Source organism: Pseudomonas sp. FBCC-B35 (assembly GCF_059133755.1).
The window spans coordinates 4,508,729-4,524,690 of sequence record NZ_CP101439.1; the positions used below are offsets into that span (position 1 = coordinate 4,508,729).

Annotated in this window: 14 protein-coding genes; 9 read left to right on the forward strand and 5 right to left on the reverse strand. The window is 62.4% G+C overall.

Annotation, left to right across the window (positions count from 1 at the left end; all coding sequences use genetic code 11):
* Positions 1-43 precede the first annotated feature (43 nt).
* Positions 44-2,494 carry a penicillin-binding protein 1A gene (locus tag NMB38_RS20540; protein WP_494354859.1) on the forward strand — a complete coding sequence of 817 codons (2,451 nt, stop codon included), beginning with the start codon at positions 44-46 and terminating at the stop codon, positions 2,492-2,494.
* A 207-nt stretch (positions 2,495-2,701) separates the two neighbouring features.
* Here the strand turns inward: NMB38_RS20540 and NMB38_RS20545 are convergent, their stop codons facing one another.
* The 3 genes from NMB38_RS20545 to rpmE form a co-directional block, all read right to left on the reverse strand.
* A complete protein-coding gene (locus NMB38_RS20545; protein ID WP_023532374.1) occupies positions 2,702-3,970 on the reverse strand; it encodes a malic enzyme-like NAD(P)-binding protein in 1,269 nt (422 codons plus the stop codon).
* Positions 3,971-4,147: 177 nt separating this feature from the next.
* Positions 4,148-4,969, reverse strand: a complete 822-nt coding sequence (locus NMB38_RS20550) for a thermonuclease family protein (protein ID WP_125921872.1) — start codon at positions 4,967-4,969, stop codon at positions 4,148-4,150.
* Entirely contained in the window at positions 4,969-5,187 is a 219-nt protein-coding gene (gene rpmE, locus NMB38_RS20555) for a 50S ribosomal protein L31 (protein ID WP_023532368.1), read from the reverse strand. The genes NMB38_RS20550 and rpmE overlap by 1 nt, the downstream gene beginning before the upstream one ends.
* A 166-nt stretch (positions 5,188-5,353) precedes the next feature.
* On the opposite strand from rpmE, the gene NMB38_RS20560 reads away from it, so the two are divergent.
* The 3 genes from NMB38_RS20560 to NMB38_RS20570 all read left to right on the forward strand — a co-directional run bounded on the left by NMB38_RS20560 (position 5,354) and on the right by NMB38_RS20570 (position 10,198).
* Positions 5,354-7,573 (forward strand): primosomal protein N', encoded by a 2,220-nt coding sequence (locus tag NMB38_RS20560; RefSeq protein ID WP_281211476.1) that lies wholly within the window; start codon positions 5,354-5,356, stop codon positions 7,571-7,573.
* Positions 7,574-7,761: 188 nt separating this feature from the next.
* Positions 7,762-9,498, forward strand: coding sequence for an arginine--tRNA ligase (argS, locus tag NMB38_RS20565; protein ID WP_088522830.1), 1,737 nt, complete (start codon positions 7,762-7,764; stop codon positions 9,496-9,498).
* A gap of 1 nt (position 9,499) precedes the next feature.
* Positions 9,500-10,198 (forward strand): SPOR domain-containing protein, encoded by a 699-nt coding sequence (locus tag NMB38_RS20570; protein ID WP_023532748.1) that lies wholly within the window; start codon positions 9,500-9,502, stop codon positions 10,196-10,198.
* Between the two features lie 56 nt (positions 10,199-10,254).
* On the opposite strand, the gene NMB38_RS20575 is transcribed toward NMB38_RS20570, so the two are convergent.
* Entirely contained in the window at positions 10,255-10,674 is a 420-nt protein-coding gene (locus tag NMB38_RS20575; protein ID WP_490805783.1) for an NINE protein, read from the reverse strand.
* Positions 10,675-10,840: 166 nt separating this feature from the next.
* Between NMB38_RS20575 and NMB38_RS20580 the strand changes: the two genes are divergently transcribed.
* A complete protein-coding gene (locus tag NMB38_RS20580; RefSeq protein WP_140174940.1) occupies positions 10,841-11,470 on the forward strand; it encodes a C40 family peptidase in 630 nt (209 codons plus the stop codon).
* A 74-nt stretch (positions 11,471-11,544) separates the two neighbouring features.
* Here NMB38_RS20580 and NMB38_RS20585 read toward each other — a convergent pair whose 3' ends face one another.
* Positions 11,545-12,525, reverse strand: a complete 981-nt coding sequence (locus tag NMB38_RS20585; RefSeq protein WP_494354860.1) for a type IV pilus twitching motility protein PilT — start codon at positions 12,523-12,525, stop codon at positions 11,545-11,547.
* Positions 12,526-12,589: 64 nt separating this feature from the next.
* Between NMB38_RS20585 and NMB38_RS20590 the strand changes: the two genes are divergently transcribed.
* From NMB38_RS20590 to metX, 4 genes are all read left to right on the forward strand, one after another.
* Entirely contained in the window at positions 12,590-13,276 is a 687-nt protein-coding gene (locus NMB38_RS20590) for a YggS family pyridoxal phosphate-dependent enzyme (RefSeq protein WP_111475148.1), read from the forward strand.
* Between the two features lie 38 nt (positions 13,277-13,314).
* On the forward strand, positions 13,315-14,133 hold the full coding sequence (gene proC / locus NMB38_RS20595; protein WP_027913499.1) for a pyrroline-5-carboxylate reductase: 819 nt from the start codon (positions 13,315-13,317) through the stop codon (positions 14,131-14,133).
* A 10-nt stretch (positions 14,134-14,143) separates the two neighbouring features.
* The gene (locus NMB38_RS20600; RefSeq protein WP_023532686.1) at positions 14,144-14,734 is read left to right on the forward strand and encodes a YggT family protein; all 591 of its coding nucleotides are present in this window, start codon (positions 14,144-14,146) and stop codon (positions 14,732-14,734) included.
* Positions 14,735-14,822: 88 nt separating this feature from the next.
* Positions 14,823-15,962: a homoserine O-succinyltransferase MetX gene (gene metX / locus NMB38_RS20605; RefSeq protein WP_028686690.1), complete on the forward strand. Its 1,140-nt coding sequence runs from the start codon at positions 14,823-14,825 to the stop codon at positions 15,960-15,962.

Sequence of the window (15,962 nt, forward strand, 5' to 3'; positions counted from 1 at the left end):
GGGCCTGCGTGCAACCCATTCACAACCTGGACACCGAAAAGCCTTGATACGTCTGCTTAAGTTCTTCTGGTGGTCTTCCGTCGCAGCCATCTGCGCGCTCGTACTCGGTGTGAGCGGCGCGTTTCTGTATCTTAGCCCCAACCTGCCTTCGGTCGATTCGCTCAGAAGCATCCAGTTGCAGATCCCCCTCAAGGTGTTCAGCAGCGACGGCAAGCTGATCGCGGAATTTGGCGAAATGCGCCGCTCCCCGATCCGCTTCTCGGAGATTCCGCCACAGTTCATTCAGGCACTTCTGTCGGCCGAGGACGACAATTTCCTCAACCACTATGGCGTCGACCCCAGCAGCCTGATGCGCGCGGCCACACAGTTGGTCAAGACCGGCCACATCCAGACCGGCGGCAGCACCATCACCATGCAGGTGGCGAAGAACTTCTTCCTGACCAGCGAACGCAGTTTCTCGCGCAAGACCAACGAGATCCTGCTGGCACTGCAGATCGAGCGCGAGCTGACCAAGGACGAAATTCTCGAGCTGTACGTGAACAAGATCTACCTGGGCAACCGTGCGTACGGCATTGATGCCGCCGCCCAGGTTTACTACGGCAAGTCGATCCGTGACGTGAGCCTGGCGCAGATGGCGATGATCGCGGGCCTGCCAAAGGCGCCGTCACGCTTCAACCCGCTGGCCAACCCGGTCCGCGCCAAGGAGCGCCGTGACTGGATCCTGGGCCGCATGTACAAGCTCGGCAAGATCGACGAGGCAAGCTACCAGGCCGCCCTGGCCGAGCCGCTGAACGCCCGCTATCACGTGCCCACCCCTGAGGTGAATGCGCCCTTCGTCGCCGAAATGGCCCGTGCCGAAATGGTCGGCCGCTACGGCAGCGACGCCTACACCGAAGGCTTGCGTGTGACTACCACCGTGCCTAGCGACACGCAGGAAATCGCCAACAAGGCGGTCCTCAAAGGGTTGACCGACTACGACCAACGCCATGGCTACCGCGGCCCCGAGGCACGCTTCCCAGGCCGCACCATGGCAGCCTGGACTCACGAACTGGCCAGGCAGCGCACACTGGGGGGGCTGGAACCGGCAATCGTTACCCGCGTCGAGAAGACCGGCCTCCAGGTGTTGACCCGCAATGGCAAGGAACAAACCGTAGCCTGGGACACGATGAAGTGGGCGCGTCCGTTCATCAACACCAATGCCCAAGGCCGTGCGCCCCAGTCGCCGGCAGACGTTGCCCAAGTCGGCGACCTGGTGCGCCTGCAGCGGCTGGATGACGGGTCGTTCAAATTCAGCCAGGTGCCCAGCGCCCAGAGCGCGCTCGTCACCCTGGACCCTACCAGCGGCGCCATCCGCGCACTGGTCGGCGGTTTCTCGTTCGAGCAGAGCAACTATAACCGTGCCATGCAGGCCAAGCGCCAGCCCGGTTCGAGTTTCAAGCCTTTCATCTACAGCGCAGCGCTCGACAGCGGCTACACCGCCTCCAGCCTGGTCAATGACGCACCCATCGTGTTCGTCGACGAATCGGTGGACAAGGTCTGGCGCCCCAAGAACGATACCAATACGTTCCTCGGCCCGATTCGTATGCGCGAAGCCCTGTACAAGTCGCGCAACCTGGTTTCGATCCGACTGCTGCAGGCCATGGGCATCGACCGCACCATCGACTACATCGCCAAGTTCGGTTTCAACAAGCAGGACCTGCCACGCAACCTGTCGCTGGCACTGGGTACTGCCACACTGACACCGATGGAGATCGCCACCGGCTGGAGTACGTTCGCCAATGGCGGCTACAAGATCTCGCCGTACCTGATCGACCGTATCGAGAGCCGCAATGGCGAGACGCTGTTCACGGCCAATCCGCCACGCGTTCCTCAAGGTTCGGAAGACAATGCCGGGCTGGCCGCTCCCGAGCAGCCCATCAGCACTGGTCAAGTGCCGGGTGAGCCCTCCACTTCGCTCGATCAGGCGCCCGCACCACAAGCCCCGGCAGTGGCCGAGCGCATCATCGACGGCCGTACCACCTATATCCTCACCAGCATGCTGCAGGACGTCATCAAACGCGGTACGGGCCGCCGAGCGCTGGCACTGGGACGCACCGACCTTGCGGGCAAAACCGGTACCACCAACGAATCGAAGGATGCCTGGTTCTCGGGCTACAACGCCGATTACGTGACCACGGTGTGGGTTGGTTTCGATCAGCCCGAAACCCTGGGTCGTCGGGAATACGGTGGCACTGCCGCACTGCCGATCTGGATGGGCTTCATGGGCCCGGCTCTCCAAGGCCGGCCTGAGCACCCGCCCGCGCAGCCTGAAGGCATCCTGAGCCTGAGGGTCGATCCCGTCAGTGGCCGTGCTGCCTCGGCAAGCACGCCCAATGCCTATTTCGAGCTGTTCAAGGCAGAGGACTCGCCACCGTCGGTGGACGAACTGGGTAACGGGACTGCACCGGGTAGCCCGCTTCCAGCCGATGAAGCAACGCCAATGGATCTCTTCTGAGACCTGACCGGTACCCTGACAGGGCTGCAAGGCGGCCCTGGCATTACGGCTCGATGCCGGCGAATTCCCGCTGCCCCTTTGTTCTACAGCCATGAAAAAACCCGGCTGTCATGGCTTGATACTGTCTTGATATCGTTGGGCCGCTTCGCGGCCCTACGTAAACAGCATCAGGCCATGACAGCCGGGTTTGTTGGTGCAGAACGACGATCAGCCGTTGAACACGTCATCAACGTTCTTGAGCGGGTAATGCTTCGGGTACGGCAGCGTAGCGACGCCCGACTCGATAGCAGCCTTGGCCACGGCGTCGGAGACGACAGTAATCAGGCGTGCATCCAGCGGCTTGGGAATGATGTACTCACGACCGAATTCCAGGCCGTCCACGCCGTAGGCTTCGCATACTTCCTTGGGAACCGGCTGCTTGGCCAGGTCTTTCAGCGCGATGGCAGCGGCGATTTTCATTTCTTCGTTGATACGCTTGGCTCGAACGTCCAGCGCGCCGCGGAAGATGAACGGGAAGCCCAGCACGTTGTTGACCTGGTTCGGATAGTCGGAACGACCCGTCGCCATGATCACGTCGTCGCGCGTGGCGTGTGCCAACTCAGGGGCGATCTCAGGATCGGGGTTCGAGCAGGCAAACACGATCGGGTTGGCGGCCATCGACTTCAAGCCTTCAGCGCTCAACAGGTTTGGACCGGACAGGCCCACGAACACGTCAGCGCCTTCAAGGGCATCGGCCAGCGTACGCTTGTCGGTGGCGTGCGCGAACTGTGCCTTGTACTGGTTCAGGTCGTCACGGCCAGCGTGGATGACGCCGCTGCGGTCGATCATGAAGATGTTCTCGACCTTCGCACCCATGCTGACCAGCAGCTTCATGCAGGAAATGGCCGCTGCACCTGCGCCCAGGCAGACGATCTTGGCGTCTTCGAGGGTTTTGCCGGCGATTTCCAAGGCGTTGATCATACCGGCGGCCGTTACGATGGCGGTGCCGTGCTGGTCATCGTGGAAGACCGGAATGTCGCACTGCTCGATCAGGGTGCGTTCGATCTCGAAGCACTCTGGCGCCTTGATGTCTTCGAGGTTGATGCCACCGAAGGTGATCGAAATACGGCGCACGGTATCGATGAAGGCCTGCGGGCTCTCGGACTCGACTTCGATGTCGAACACGTCGATACCGGCGAAACGCTTGAACAGAACACCCTTGCCTTCCATGACAGGCTTGGACGCCAGCGGACCCAGATCGCCAAGACCGAGAATGGCAGTACCATCGGAAATCACTGCAACCAGGTTGCCTTTGCCGGTGTACTTGTAGGCCAGCTCCGGATCACGACCGATCTCGCGCACAGGCTCTGCCACACCTGGGCTGTAGGCCAGGGCGAGGTCACGGGCGGTGGCGGTGGGCTTGGAGAGCTCGACGCTCAGTTTCCCTGGGCGAGGGTGAGCGTGATATTCGAGAGCGGCGGTTTTCAGGTCTGACATGTTGGGCATTCCGCTATTGGCTGTTCTGACGGACCGCCGAGGATACGCAAAGAGTCCAGCCGTCACAAGACTGGCCGGTCACTCGTGTCAAGGCCTCTAGCCTAAGACTTTATGCTACAACCCACGGGGCATGCAGGCTTCAGTGTGTACAATCTGGTGTAGAAATGTCTACATCTTTTATCTTTGCAGGCGGTCGAGCATGCTGACGTCTGTAAGGGTCATCTGCCAGCGTCGCTGACCCGGCGCGTAGGGCACTTTACGTGAATGGCTGCGAATCCAACCCCTGGCCTCGACCTTTTGCCCTTTGAGGTTATCGAAGAAACCCGCGGGCAATGCACGGCGCAGACGAGCGGGTATGTGCAGCGTCATGGCGCTGTCGAGGGTCAATCGAACCCCCGTACGACTGCGTTCGATGGCGGTGACGCGGCCTGACACCAGCGCAAAACCTGGTTTACGCACTGCATGGGCAGGCATCACCGGTGAGCGTTTCCACACACCGACAGCCGCCCGGCGCGCGACTGACTCGGCGCGCTGCTGGCAACCGCTCAGCTCAGTATTGGGTGCAATGGCAATACGGTATGCAAGCCCTTCGCTGAGCAGCTGCGCCTCAAGATTATGCCCTTCACGGCTGTACAAGTTGGCCAGGCTGCGACCGTACCGGTCTTTGCCCTCCTTGCCGCGTACCAAGCCAACGCGCCCGTCACTGGCTTTGATCAATGCTTGCAGGCGTTTGCGGGCAGCCTGGGCAAGAGGCTCATCCGCTTGTCCCTTGCGGCCGATTTCGGGGGCATTGATCCCGATCAGACGCACACTGCGGCCATCGACCAAGCGCACGGTGTCACCATCGACCACATGCCGTACGGCCACCCATTGAGCACGTGACGGCGCCGGGCAGAAAGCCTGCGCCTGGGATACCCAACAAGCGAGCATAAAAAAAGCGCCCACAAGGGGCGCTTTTTTCTGCAACGCTGCGAAACCCGAAGGGTTCGCCATGCGCATCAGCCTTTCTTGGCACCGAACATGCCAAAGCGATCGGCGAACTTCTGTACGCGGCCGCCGGTGTCCAGGACTTTCTGCTTACCGGTGTAGAAAGGGTGGCACAGGTTGCAAACGTCGATCGACAGGGTATCGCCCAGGGTCGAACGGGTTTCGAATTTGTTGCCGCAGCTGCAGGTGACAGCAACTGCTTCGTAGTTCGGATGGATATCAGCTTTCATGGTCACTTCCTCGAGCTGCGTGCCGCCATCCAACACCAATTGTTGAATACCGCACGTAATTAGGCGGCAAATAATACCAGAGCATGGCGCCAGCGCAAGTTGTCGCTTGTACCGACCGTCGTCTGCTAGGCTCGCCAGTTCTGAAACGCCCCCCGAGACCATTAGCGTGCCCGACGTCATCCTGCGCCTTGCCCTGCCCTCCCCGCTGCGCCGCCTGTTCGACTACAAGGCGCCGGTCGGCATGGCGAACCAGACATGGGTGCCAGGCATGCGCCTGCGCGTACCGTTCGGGCGGCGCGAGATGATCGGTGTTCTGGTAGAAGTGTGTGCCGAAAGCGAGGTGCCGGCTGACAAACTCAAGCCAGCCAGCGCCCTGCTCGACCCGGTATCGCCCATTCCGGCGTCGCTGTTCAAGCTGTGCCTATGGACCGCCCAGTACTATCAGCACAGCCTGGGCGACACCTTGAGCTGGGCGCTTCCTACCCTGCTGCGTCAGGGTGAACCTGCCGAGATGCGCCAGGAACGTTTCTGGCATGCAGCGCCGGGCGCTCGCCTTGAAGACCCACGCATCGCACGCGCCCCTCGCCAGCGTGATGCGCTCAAGACCCTGGCTCAGCACCCGCATGGGGTGGCCCACAGCGTGCTGTCGAAGCTCAACCTCAACAAGGACAGCCTTGACCTGCTGCTGGCCAAGGAGCTGGTGTGCGTGGAAATACGCCGCCAACGCCCGGCTGAACGGTGTGAGCACTGGCTGGCGCAGTCGGAGTTGCCACTGAACGAAGAACAGCGTGATGCCTTCGATGCCGTGCTCGGCGGCTTCGGGCAGTTTGGCGCTTTTCTGCTGGCGGGCGTTACAGGAAGCGGCAAGACCGAGGTTTACCTGCAACTGATCCGCGAAACGCTCGAGGCAGGCAAGCAGGCCCTGGTACTGATCCCGGAGATCAACCTGGGGCCACAGACACTGGCGCGTTTCGAGCAGCGCTTCAACGCCCGCATTGCCCTCGTGCACTCGAACGTCAGCGACCGTGAGCGCCTCGATGCCTGGTTGGCCGCGCGTGACGGCGAGGCAGACATCATCATCGGCACCCGCTCGGCGTTGTTCACGCCAATGAAGAACCCAGGCCTGATCATCATCGACGAGGAACACGACGGCTCCTATAAACAGCAGGAGGGCTTGCGCTACCACGCCAGGGATCTGGCGCTGGTGCGCGCGCACCAGGAGAACGTGCCGATCGTGCTTGGCTCGGCCACCCCGTCCCTGGAAACCCTGCACAACGCAGTGAGCGGCCGCTACCGCCTGCTGCACATGACCCAACGCGCAGGCGGTGCACGCGCACCACGCATGTTGCGCCTGGACGTGAAAAGCCTGCCGCTGGACAGCGGCATCAGCGGCCCCTTGCAGCAGGCCATTGGCCAGACCCTGGAGGCGGGACAACAGGTACTGGTGTTCCTCAATCGCCGTGGCTTCGCCCCAACCCTGCTGTGCCACGATTGCGGCTGGCTGTCCGAATGCCCGCGGTGCGATGCGCGCATGACGGTTCACCAGCGCTCCGGCGTGCTGCGTTGCCACCACTGCGGCTACGACGAGCGGCTGCCGCATCACTGCCCTCAATGCAAGCACGTGGACCTGCGCCCTGTCGGGGCCGGCACCGAGCGCGCCGAAGAGCGCCTGAAGGTGTTGTTCCCGGACTATCCCGTGCTGCGCGTGGACCGCGACAGCACTTCGCGCAAGGACGCGATGCACCAACTGTTCACAACCATTCAGCGCGGCCAGCCAAGCCTGCTGGTCGGCACGCAGATGCTCGCCAAAGGGCACCACTTCCCCCGGGTGACGCTGGTTGCCATTCTCGATGCCGATGGCGGTCTGTTTTCCGGTGACTTCCGCGCCAGTGAACGCATGGCCCAGCTGATCGTGCAGGTCGCAGGCCGTGCAGGACGGGCGGAAGAACCCGGCAAGGTCATCATCCAGACGCACTTGGCTGACCACCCTCTGCTGGTTCAACTGACCGAGCAGGGCTATTTTGCCTTTGCCAAGCAGGCGCTCGACGAACGCCGCGCCGCCGGTTTGCCGCCTTTTTCGCACTTGGCCCTGTTGCGCGCCGAAGCGCACAAGCCGGGGCAGGCCGAGGCGTTTCTGGATGAAGCCTGCACGGCAGCCGAGCGCCTGATGGCGCAGCAGCACCTGCCCGGCATCGAGCTGCTTGGCCCGGTACCCGCCCCCATGGAGCGCCGAGCCGGGCGTTTTCGCGCTCAGTTGCTGCTGCAGGCCAGCACCCGCGCGCCCTTGCACCGCCTCATCAGCGCCTGGCTGCTGGTGCTGGAGCAACTGCCGAGCGGGCGCCAGGTGCGCTGGTCGGTAGACGTCGACCCGGTGGATCTTTACTGAGGGCGGTTTCAAGCGCCAAGCCGCGAACGGCAAGGCTGCGGGCGGGCCCAACGGCGGTTTTCAGACGGCTCCATGCCTGGGCACATGCCTGCCAAGGTTGGCAACGCGCGCCCAGCCACGGATAATGCTCAGTTTTTCCACCAGCGCATCCAGGCGCCCGCCGCGCTTGCGGTCGAAAAGAGATTCCTATGAAAGACACCATTCGCCAGCTGATCCAGCAAGCCCTCACCCAACTCGTCAACGACGGTGTGTTGCCTGACGGGCTGTCGCCGGCGATCCAGGTGGAAAACGCCAGGGACAAGACCCACGGCGATTTCGCCAGCAACATTGCCATGATGCTGGCCAAGCCGGCCGGCATGAAGCCACGTGACCTGGCCGAAAAACTGATCCAGGCCCTGCCGGCCAGCGCCGACATCAGCAAGGTCGAGATCGCAGGTCCGGGCTTTCTGAACTTCTTCCAGAACACCGCCGCGTTGGCGGCCCGCCTGGACGCAGCGCTTGACGATCCCCGGCTTGGCGCGCGCAAGGCTGGCCCAGCGCAGACAGTGGTGGTCGACCTGTCGGCGCCCAACCTGGCCAAGGAAATGCACGTCGGCCACCTGCGCTCGACCATCATCGGCGACAGCGTGGCGCGGGTGCTCGAGTTCCTGGGGGATCAAGTGATCCGCCAGAACCATGTAGGCGACTGGGGTACCCAGTTCGGCATGCTGCTGGCCTACCTTGAAGAGAACCCGATCACCAGCGACGAACTCTCCGACCTGGAAAACTTCTACCGTGCGGCCAAGAAGCGCTTCGACGAATCCGAAGCCTTCGCCACGCGCGCGCGGGGGCTGGTGGTCAAGCTGCAGGCGGGCGACCCGGACTGCCTGGCCTTGTGGACACGGTTCAAGGACATCTCGCTGTCGCACTGCCAGAAGACCTACGAACTGCTCAACGTCAAGCTGACCATGGCCGACGTGATGGGCGAAAGCGCCTACAACGATGACCTGGCCAATGTCGTTGCCGAACTCAAGGCCAAAGGCCTGCTGGTCGAAGACCAGGGTGCTCAGTGCGTGTTCCTGGAAGAATTCAAGAACAGCGAGGGCGAACCGCTCCCCGTGATCGTGCAGAAGGCCGATGGTGGCTACCTGTACGCAACCACGGACCTTGCCGCGGTGCGCTACCGCAGCAACGTACTCAAGGCAGATCGCGCCCTGTATTTCGTCGACCAACGCCAGGCGCTGCACTTCAACCAGGTGTTCGAGGTCGCTCGCCGCGCCGGCTTCCTGGGCCACCCCATGCAGATGGAGCACATGGGCTTCGGCACCATGAACGGCGCCGACGGTCGCCCGTTCAAGACGCGTGACGGCGGCACGGTCAAGTTGATCGACCTGCTCAACGAAGCCAAGGACCGTGCGTATGCGCTGGTGAAGGAAAAAAACCCAAGCCTGCCCGAAGAGGACCTGCGTCGCATCGGCGAGGTGGTGGGCATTGGTGCGGTGAAATATGCCGACCTGTCCAAGCACCGTACCAGCGACTACAGCTTCAACTTCGAGCTGATGCTCAACTTCGAAGGCAACACTGCCCCCTACCTGCTTTACGCCTACACCCGCGTGGCCGGTGTGTTCCGCAAGCTGGGCAAGGGCTTTGACGAAGTCGAAGGCACTATCGTGCTGCAAGCGCCTCATGAGCAGGACCTGGCCGCGCGCCTGGCCCAGTTTGGAGAAATTCTCAATAACGTAGCCGACAAGGGTACGCCGCACGTCTTGTGCAGCTACCTGTACGACCTGGCAGGCCTGTTCTCCAGCTTCTACGAAAATTGCCCGATCCTGGCTGCCGAGACGCCCGAGCAGCAACAAAGCCGCCTGCGTCTGGCAGCCCTGACCGGGCGCACCCTCAAGCAAGGTCTGCAACTGCTCGGCCTGGAAACCCTGGAGCGCATGTAAGGTGGCTGCCAAGAAGAAACCTGCTCCCAAACGTGGCGCCAGTCGCCAGACGGCGCCCGCCAAGCAGCCCATGCCCGGCTGGGTATGGCTTGCAGTCGGCCTGACCATCGGTGCGTTCATCGTGTTCCTGATGAAGCTCGAACCCGGTGGCGGCGATATCAAGCGCACCAAGCCCGAGCAGCAGAAAACCGAAAAGACGGTCGAAGCCGGGAAGTCGACCCAGGCCACACCGCAACAGCCGGTAAAGCCCAAGTACGATTTCTACACCTTGCTGCCGGAGTCGGAAGTCATCGTGCCGCCTGAGGCCGTGCCCGAGAAAACGCCACCTGTGCCAGCCCAGCCCGTCACCCCAGTGACCCCGGCAGAGGCCGCCAAGATCGACACCGCACGCGCCCAGGCTGCATTGCTGGGCCAGACGCCACCGCCTGCCCCTCCGGTGATCAAGCCGGCGGCAACCACGCAGTTCTTCCTGCAGGCAGGCTCATTCCGCAAGCAGGCCGATGCGGACAAGGTGCGCGCGCAGATCATCCTGCTGGGGCAGAGCGTGAAAGTTGAGTCCGGTACGGTGAAGGACGAAACCTGGTATCGGGTACTGGTCGGGCCGTTCAGCAACCGCGAGCAGTTGACCGTGGCCCAGAAGCAACTGGCAGGCGCAGGCTTCAGTAACCTGCTGCTGCAACAGCGTCAGACCCGCCAATAGCCTTGGTGCAGCGCGGTTGGCGCGGCCTGTCCAGGCCGCGCCAGAGGGTCTGACGGTCAGCGCTGGCCGGCATTGCGCTCGGACACCTGCCCGTTCAATGTCCAGAAGTCGTACAAGACGCCCACCAAGAACAACCCGCCCGTGCAGAAGTAGATGATGGCGGTGATCCACTTGCCTTGGTAAAGGCGGTGCAGGCCGAAGATGCCCAGGAACGTCAGCAGTATCCAGGCGATGTTGTAGTCGATGCGGCCAGAGTGGAAACGCAGGTCGGCTTCGCGGTCCATGGCCGGGATCAGGAGCAGGTCGATGAGCCAGCCAATGCCCAGCAGCCCGAAGGTGAAGAACCAGATTGTCCCGGTGATGGGCTTGCCGTAGTAGAAACGGTGCGAGCCGGTGAAGCCGAAGATCCACAGCAAATAGCCGATCACCTTGCTGTGGGTGTCATGGAAGGGCGCGCCCTGTTGATAAGTATTCATGCATGGCCCTCGTGGGTTGCTGATTAAATTTTCTAAAAAAAGTTGTGACTTTTTCCGCCAAGGCCGACGGATGGTAAGCGAGAATCGACCAACGGATCAGAATTTGAACAAAAAGCTGTTATAAAGTTGCGCGCCCAACACACAACTATTCATAAGAGCTTCATCTATGCCGCCTTTGATCAAGACATGGCTGACCCTCTGCCTACTATTGCCCCTGGCCGCCCACGCCACCAACCGTGAGCAACGTCTTCCCAACGGCTTTACCGGCTACACCACCAACGCTTCGGTAAAGCGCACGCCTATCAAGCAGACCACCCTGCACGCCCGTCCTGGCAACGCTGCCAGCACCACGCGTGGCAAGACGGTGGCAGCCGCGTCGAGCAAGCAAAGCAGCGATGTGCTCGATCGTGCCGTTAACATGCTCGGCACCCCTTATGTTTGGGGCGGCACCAGCCCGAAAAAAGGGTTCGATTGCAGCGGCCTTGTTCGCTACGCCTTCAACGACGTGGCCGAGGTCAACCTGCCTCGCACCTCCAGCGCCATGGCCAGCGGTCACGGTACCAAGGTCGCCAAGGGCGACCTCAAGCCGGGCGACCTGATCTTCTTCAACATCAAGAGCCGCCGCGTCAACCATGTTGCCATCTACCTGGGCAATGACCGCTTCATTCATGCGCCGCGTCGCGGCAAGCGGGTGAGCATCGATAACCTGAGCAAGCCCTACTGGCAGAAACACTACGTGGTCGCCAAACGCGTACTGCCCAAGGAAAAGCAACAGCTAAGCCTGGCCAAGCGCTAATCGAACCTCATCCCAATCTCGTGCGCCGCCGCTCACTTGCCCACCTTGGGTAATGGGCGGCGGCACGGGTTGCATCACTCGGCGAGCAGCCCGCCCGCTTGAAGTTGCTTCATGGCCCCGGCCAGGGTTTGCATGCCCTCTGCCGCGCCGGTCTGCATCACCGAATGAAGCTGGGCCATGCGCCCTTCGCGGATCAGGTTGCGGGCCGCATCGTTCACCACCAGCACTTCTCGCGCCGCGACCCTGCCCCCGCCCCGCCGGCCGACCAGCACTTGCGCCACAACCACTCGTAGCGAGTCCGCCAGCATCGCGCGCACCCAAGGCTTTTCCTGCGCTGGGAATACCTCCACCACCCGGTCGACAGTGTTCACCGCTGACCGTGTATGAACGGTTGCCAGTACCAGATGACCCGTTTCGGCGGCACGCAGTGCAAGACGAATGGTCTCCAGGTCCCTCAACTCGCCCAGCACGATCACGTCGGGGTCCTGGCGCAATGCGCTAAAGCTGCAGCAATCGCGGCCGATTTCGCGCTGGTTGACCACACCTTGATGGCTGGCATGGACGACCTCGATCGGATCCTCGAGGGTGACGATGTGCAGCGCACGCTCGCGGCCCATCTGATCGAGCAGGGCTGCCAATGTGCTCGTCTTGCCACTGCCCGTCGGCCCGCCTATGAGGACCAGACCGTCACGGTATCGGCCAGTGGTTCGGATGATCTCGCCCAGGCCGAGCGCCTCAGCGCAGGCGATGCGCGCGGGGATCAAGCGGACAGTGAGCGCGGGGCCGTTCATCTGCCTGAACAGGTTCACGCGAAACCGCCCGAGCGCGGGGAGCTCCAGTGCCACGTCCAGGTCGTGACCGGCAGCCCACTGTCGATACGGGTCGGCATCGAGCAACGATTCCATGCTTCGCATCAATTCATCCGGCGTTGCCATCGGTACCGGCAGGCGTTGCAGCACGCCATCCACGCGCATCGCCGGCGCCTGACCTGCAGCCAGGTGCATGTCACTGGCACCTGCCTTCAAGGCAAGCGCCAGCAGGTCTGTCACCTCCATGAGACTCCCCATCTGCCTTCAACCAGGTAAAATGCGGCGAACCTTCAGTTGCCGGCGTCGATCTATGTCCACCCTAGCAGACAACCTTTCCTCGATTCGCGACCGCATCACGCGGGGCGCCCAGGCTGCCGGGCGTGATCCCGCCGACGTCCGGCTGCTGGCTGTCAGCAAAACCAAGCCGGCCGCCGCCATACGCGAACTCCATGCCGCGGGCGTGCATGATTTCGGGGAAAACTACCTACAAGAGGCGCTGACGAAACAACAGCAACTCATCGACCTGCCTCTGACCTGGCACTTCATTGGCCCGATTCAGTCGAACAAGACCAAGGCCATTGCCGAGCATTTCGACTGGGTGCACTCCGTGGATCGCCTGAAAATCGCCCAACGCCTTTCAGAACAGCGCCCAGCTGGCCTGGCGCCGCTCAACATCTGCCTGCAGGTGAACGTCAGCGGTGAAGCCAGCAAGGCCGGTTGCGCACCCGCGCAACTGCCCGCCCTGGTGACGGCCGTGGCTGCCCTGCCTAACCTGCGTTTGCGGGGGCTGATGGCAATCCCCGAACCTACCGATGATCGCAACGACCAGGAAGCCGCCTTCGCCCAGTTGCGTCAGCTACAGGACGCGCTAGGGCTGGGCCTGGACACCCTGTCAATGGGCATGAGCCATGACCTGGAAGCTGCAATTGCTCAAGGCGCGACCTGGGCCCGTATCGGCACCGCCCTGTTTGGTGCCCGCGACTACGGCAACGCTTGATGACATGCTTAACTCACTTTTCCTAACAAGGACCTGACATGAGCAAGACACGTATTGCCTTTATCGGCGCCGGCAACATGGCCGCAAGCCTGATCGGTGGTCTGCGTGCCCAGGGCGTGGAGGCGTCGCACATCCGCGCCAGCGACCCCGGTGCCGAAACCCGTACCCGCCTTCAGGCCGAACAGGGCATCGAAACCTTCGAGCACAACGCACAGGCCATCGAAGGCGCCGATGTAATCGTGCTGGCGGTCAAGCCGCAGGTGATGAAGACCGTGTGCCAGGCCTTGCGCGCCGACCTGAAGGACGGCCAGCTGATCGTGTCCATCGCTGCAGGTATCACCTGCGCCAGCCTGCAGAGCTGGGTGGGCAGCCGCCCAGTGGTGCGTTGCATGCCGAACACGCCGTCGCTGCTGCGCCAGGGTGTCAGTGGCCTGTACGCCACAGCCGAAGTCACGGCCGAGCAGCGCCAGCAGGCCGAGCAACTGTTGTCGGCGGTAGGGACGGCGCTCTGGCTCGAACAGGAACAACAACTGGATGCAGTGACCGCCGTCTCCGGTAGCGGCCCTGCGTATTTCTTCCTGCTGATCGAGGCCATGACGGCGGCTGGCGAAAAACTCGGCCTGCCCCGTGAGACCGCCACCGAGTTGACCTTGCACACGGCGCTGGGCGCCGCCCGCATGGCGGTTGCCAGCGATGTGGATGCCGCCGAATTGCGCCGCCGCGTGACCTCACCTGCCGGCACCACCGAAGCCGCCATCAAATCGTTCCAGGCCAGTGGCTTCGAGGCCATCGTGGAGCAGGCGCTGCGGGCTGCAGCCACGCGCTCTGCAGAACTGGCCGAGCAACTGGGCAAATAAGGAGTTTCAGATGAATGCACTGTCCGGCGCCGCGATCTTCGTGGTGCAAACCCTGGTCAGCCTGTACCTGGTGATCGTCCTGCTGCGCTTTGTGCTGCAACTGGTCAAGGCCAACTTCTACAACCCGCTCAGCCAGTTCACGGTGCGAGCGACCCAGCCGCTGCTCAAGCCGATCCGCCGAATCGTACCCAGCATCGCCGGGCTGGATACCTCGTCGCTGCTGTTGGCCGTGGTCATACAGGCCTTGCTGATGGGGTTCGTGCTGATGGTGACCTACGGTACCTTCGGTGATGTGCTGCACCTGCTGTTGTGGGCCATCATCGGTATCACCTCGCTGTTCCTGAAAATCTTCTGGGTGGCCATGATCGTCATGGTGATCGTTTCCTGGATAGCGCCCAACAGCCACAACCCGGCGGCCGAGCTTGCGTATCAGATCAGCGAGCCGGTGCTGGCGCCGTTCCGCCGTATCGTGCCGAACCTTGGGGGTTTGGATATTTCGCCGATCTTCGCGTTCCTGGCCATCCAGGTCATCCAGTCGTTCGTCATGCCGCCATTGGCCGCCTACGCTGGCATGCCGCAAGAGCTGTGGCGGATGATCTGACCCGACAGCACCCCGGCGACAAGCCTTCGCTTGCCGCTGGGGGTGGTGCTCTTTAGACTTACGCCTCCGTCAAGCGTGAGCAGGGTCGATGTCCACTGTCTTTCCCGAAGATTCCGTCGGTCTGGTCATACCCCAGACCGCCCGGTTCGACGAGCCGCTGGCTCTGGCCTGCGGCCGTTCACTGAACCGCTATGAGCTGGTCTACGAGACCTATGGCACGCTGAACGCCAGCGCGAGCAATGCGGTACTGATTTGCCATGCCCTGTCTGGGCATCACCATGCCGCGGGTTACCACGCTGCCACTGACCGCAAGCCGGGTTGGTGGGACAGCTGCATCGGCCCAGGCAAGCCCATCGACACCAATCGCTTCTTCGTGGTCAGCCTGAACAACCTGGGTGGCTGCAATGGCAGCACCGGGCCGAGCAGCATCAACCCGGCCACTGGCAAGGCCTATGGCGCCGACTTCCCGATCCTGACCGTCGAAGACTGGGTTCACAGCCAGGTCCGCCTGGCAGAGCGCCTGGGCATCGCGCAGTGGGCAGCCGTGGTGGGTGGTAGCTTGGGCGGCATGCAGGCGCTGCAGTGGACCATCAGCTATCCCGAACGCGTGCGCCATTGTGTCGATATCGCCTCGGCGCCCAAGCTGTCCGCGCAGAACATCGCATTCAACGAGGTGGCGCGCCAGGCCATTCTCACCGACCCCGAGTTCCATGGCGGCTCGTTCCAGGACCAGGGCGTCATTCCCAAGCGGGGCCTGATGCTGGCACGCATGGTCGGGCATATCACCTACCTGTCGGATGACTCGATGGGTGAGAAATTCGGCCGCGAGCTCAAGAGTGACAAGCTCAACTACGACTTCCACAGCGTGGAATTCCAGGTCGAAAGCTACCTGCGCTATCAAGGCGAAGAATTCTCCGGGCGCTTCGATGCCAACACGTACCTGCTGATGACCAAGGCCCTGGACTACTTCGACCCGGCTGCGGCTCACAACGGCGATCTGGCCGCGACCCTGGCCCACGTCAAGGCCAGCTACTGCATCATGTCGTTCACTACCGACTGGCGCTTCTCGCCGGCCCGTTCGCGGGAAATCGTCGATGCCCTGATGGCGGCGCGCAAGGACGTCTGCTACCTGGAAATCGACTCGCCCTACGGCCACGATGCCTTCCTGATTCCCACGCCTCGCTACATGCAGGGTTTCTCGAACTACATGAACCGCATTGCCATCTGA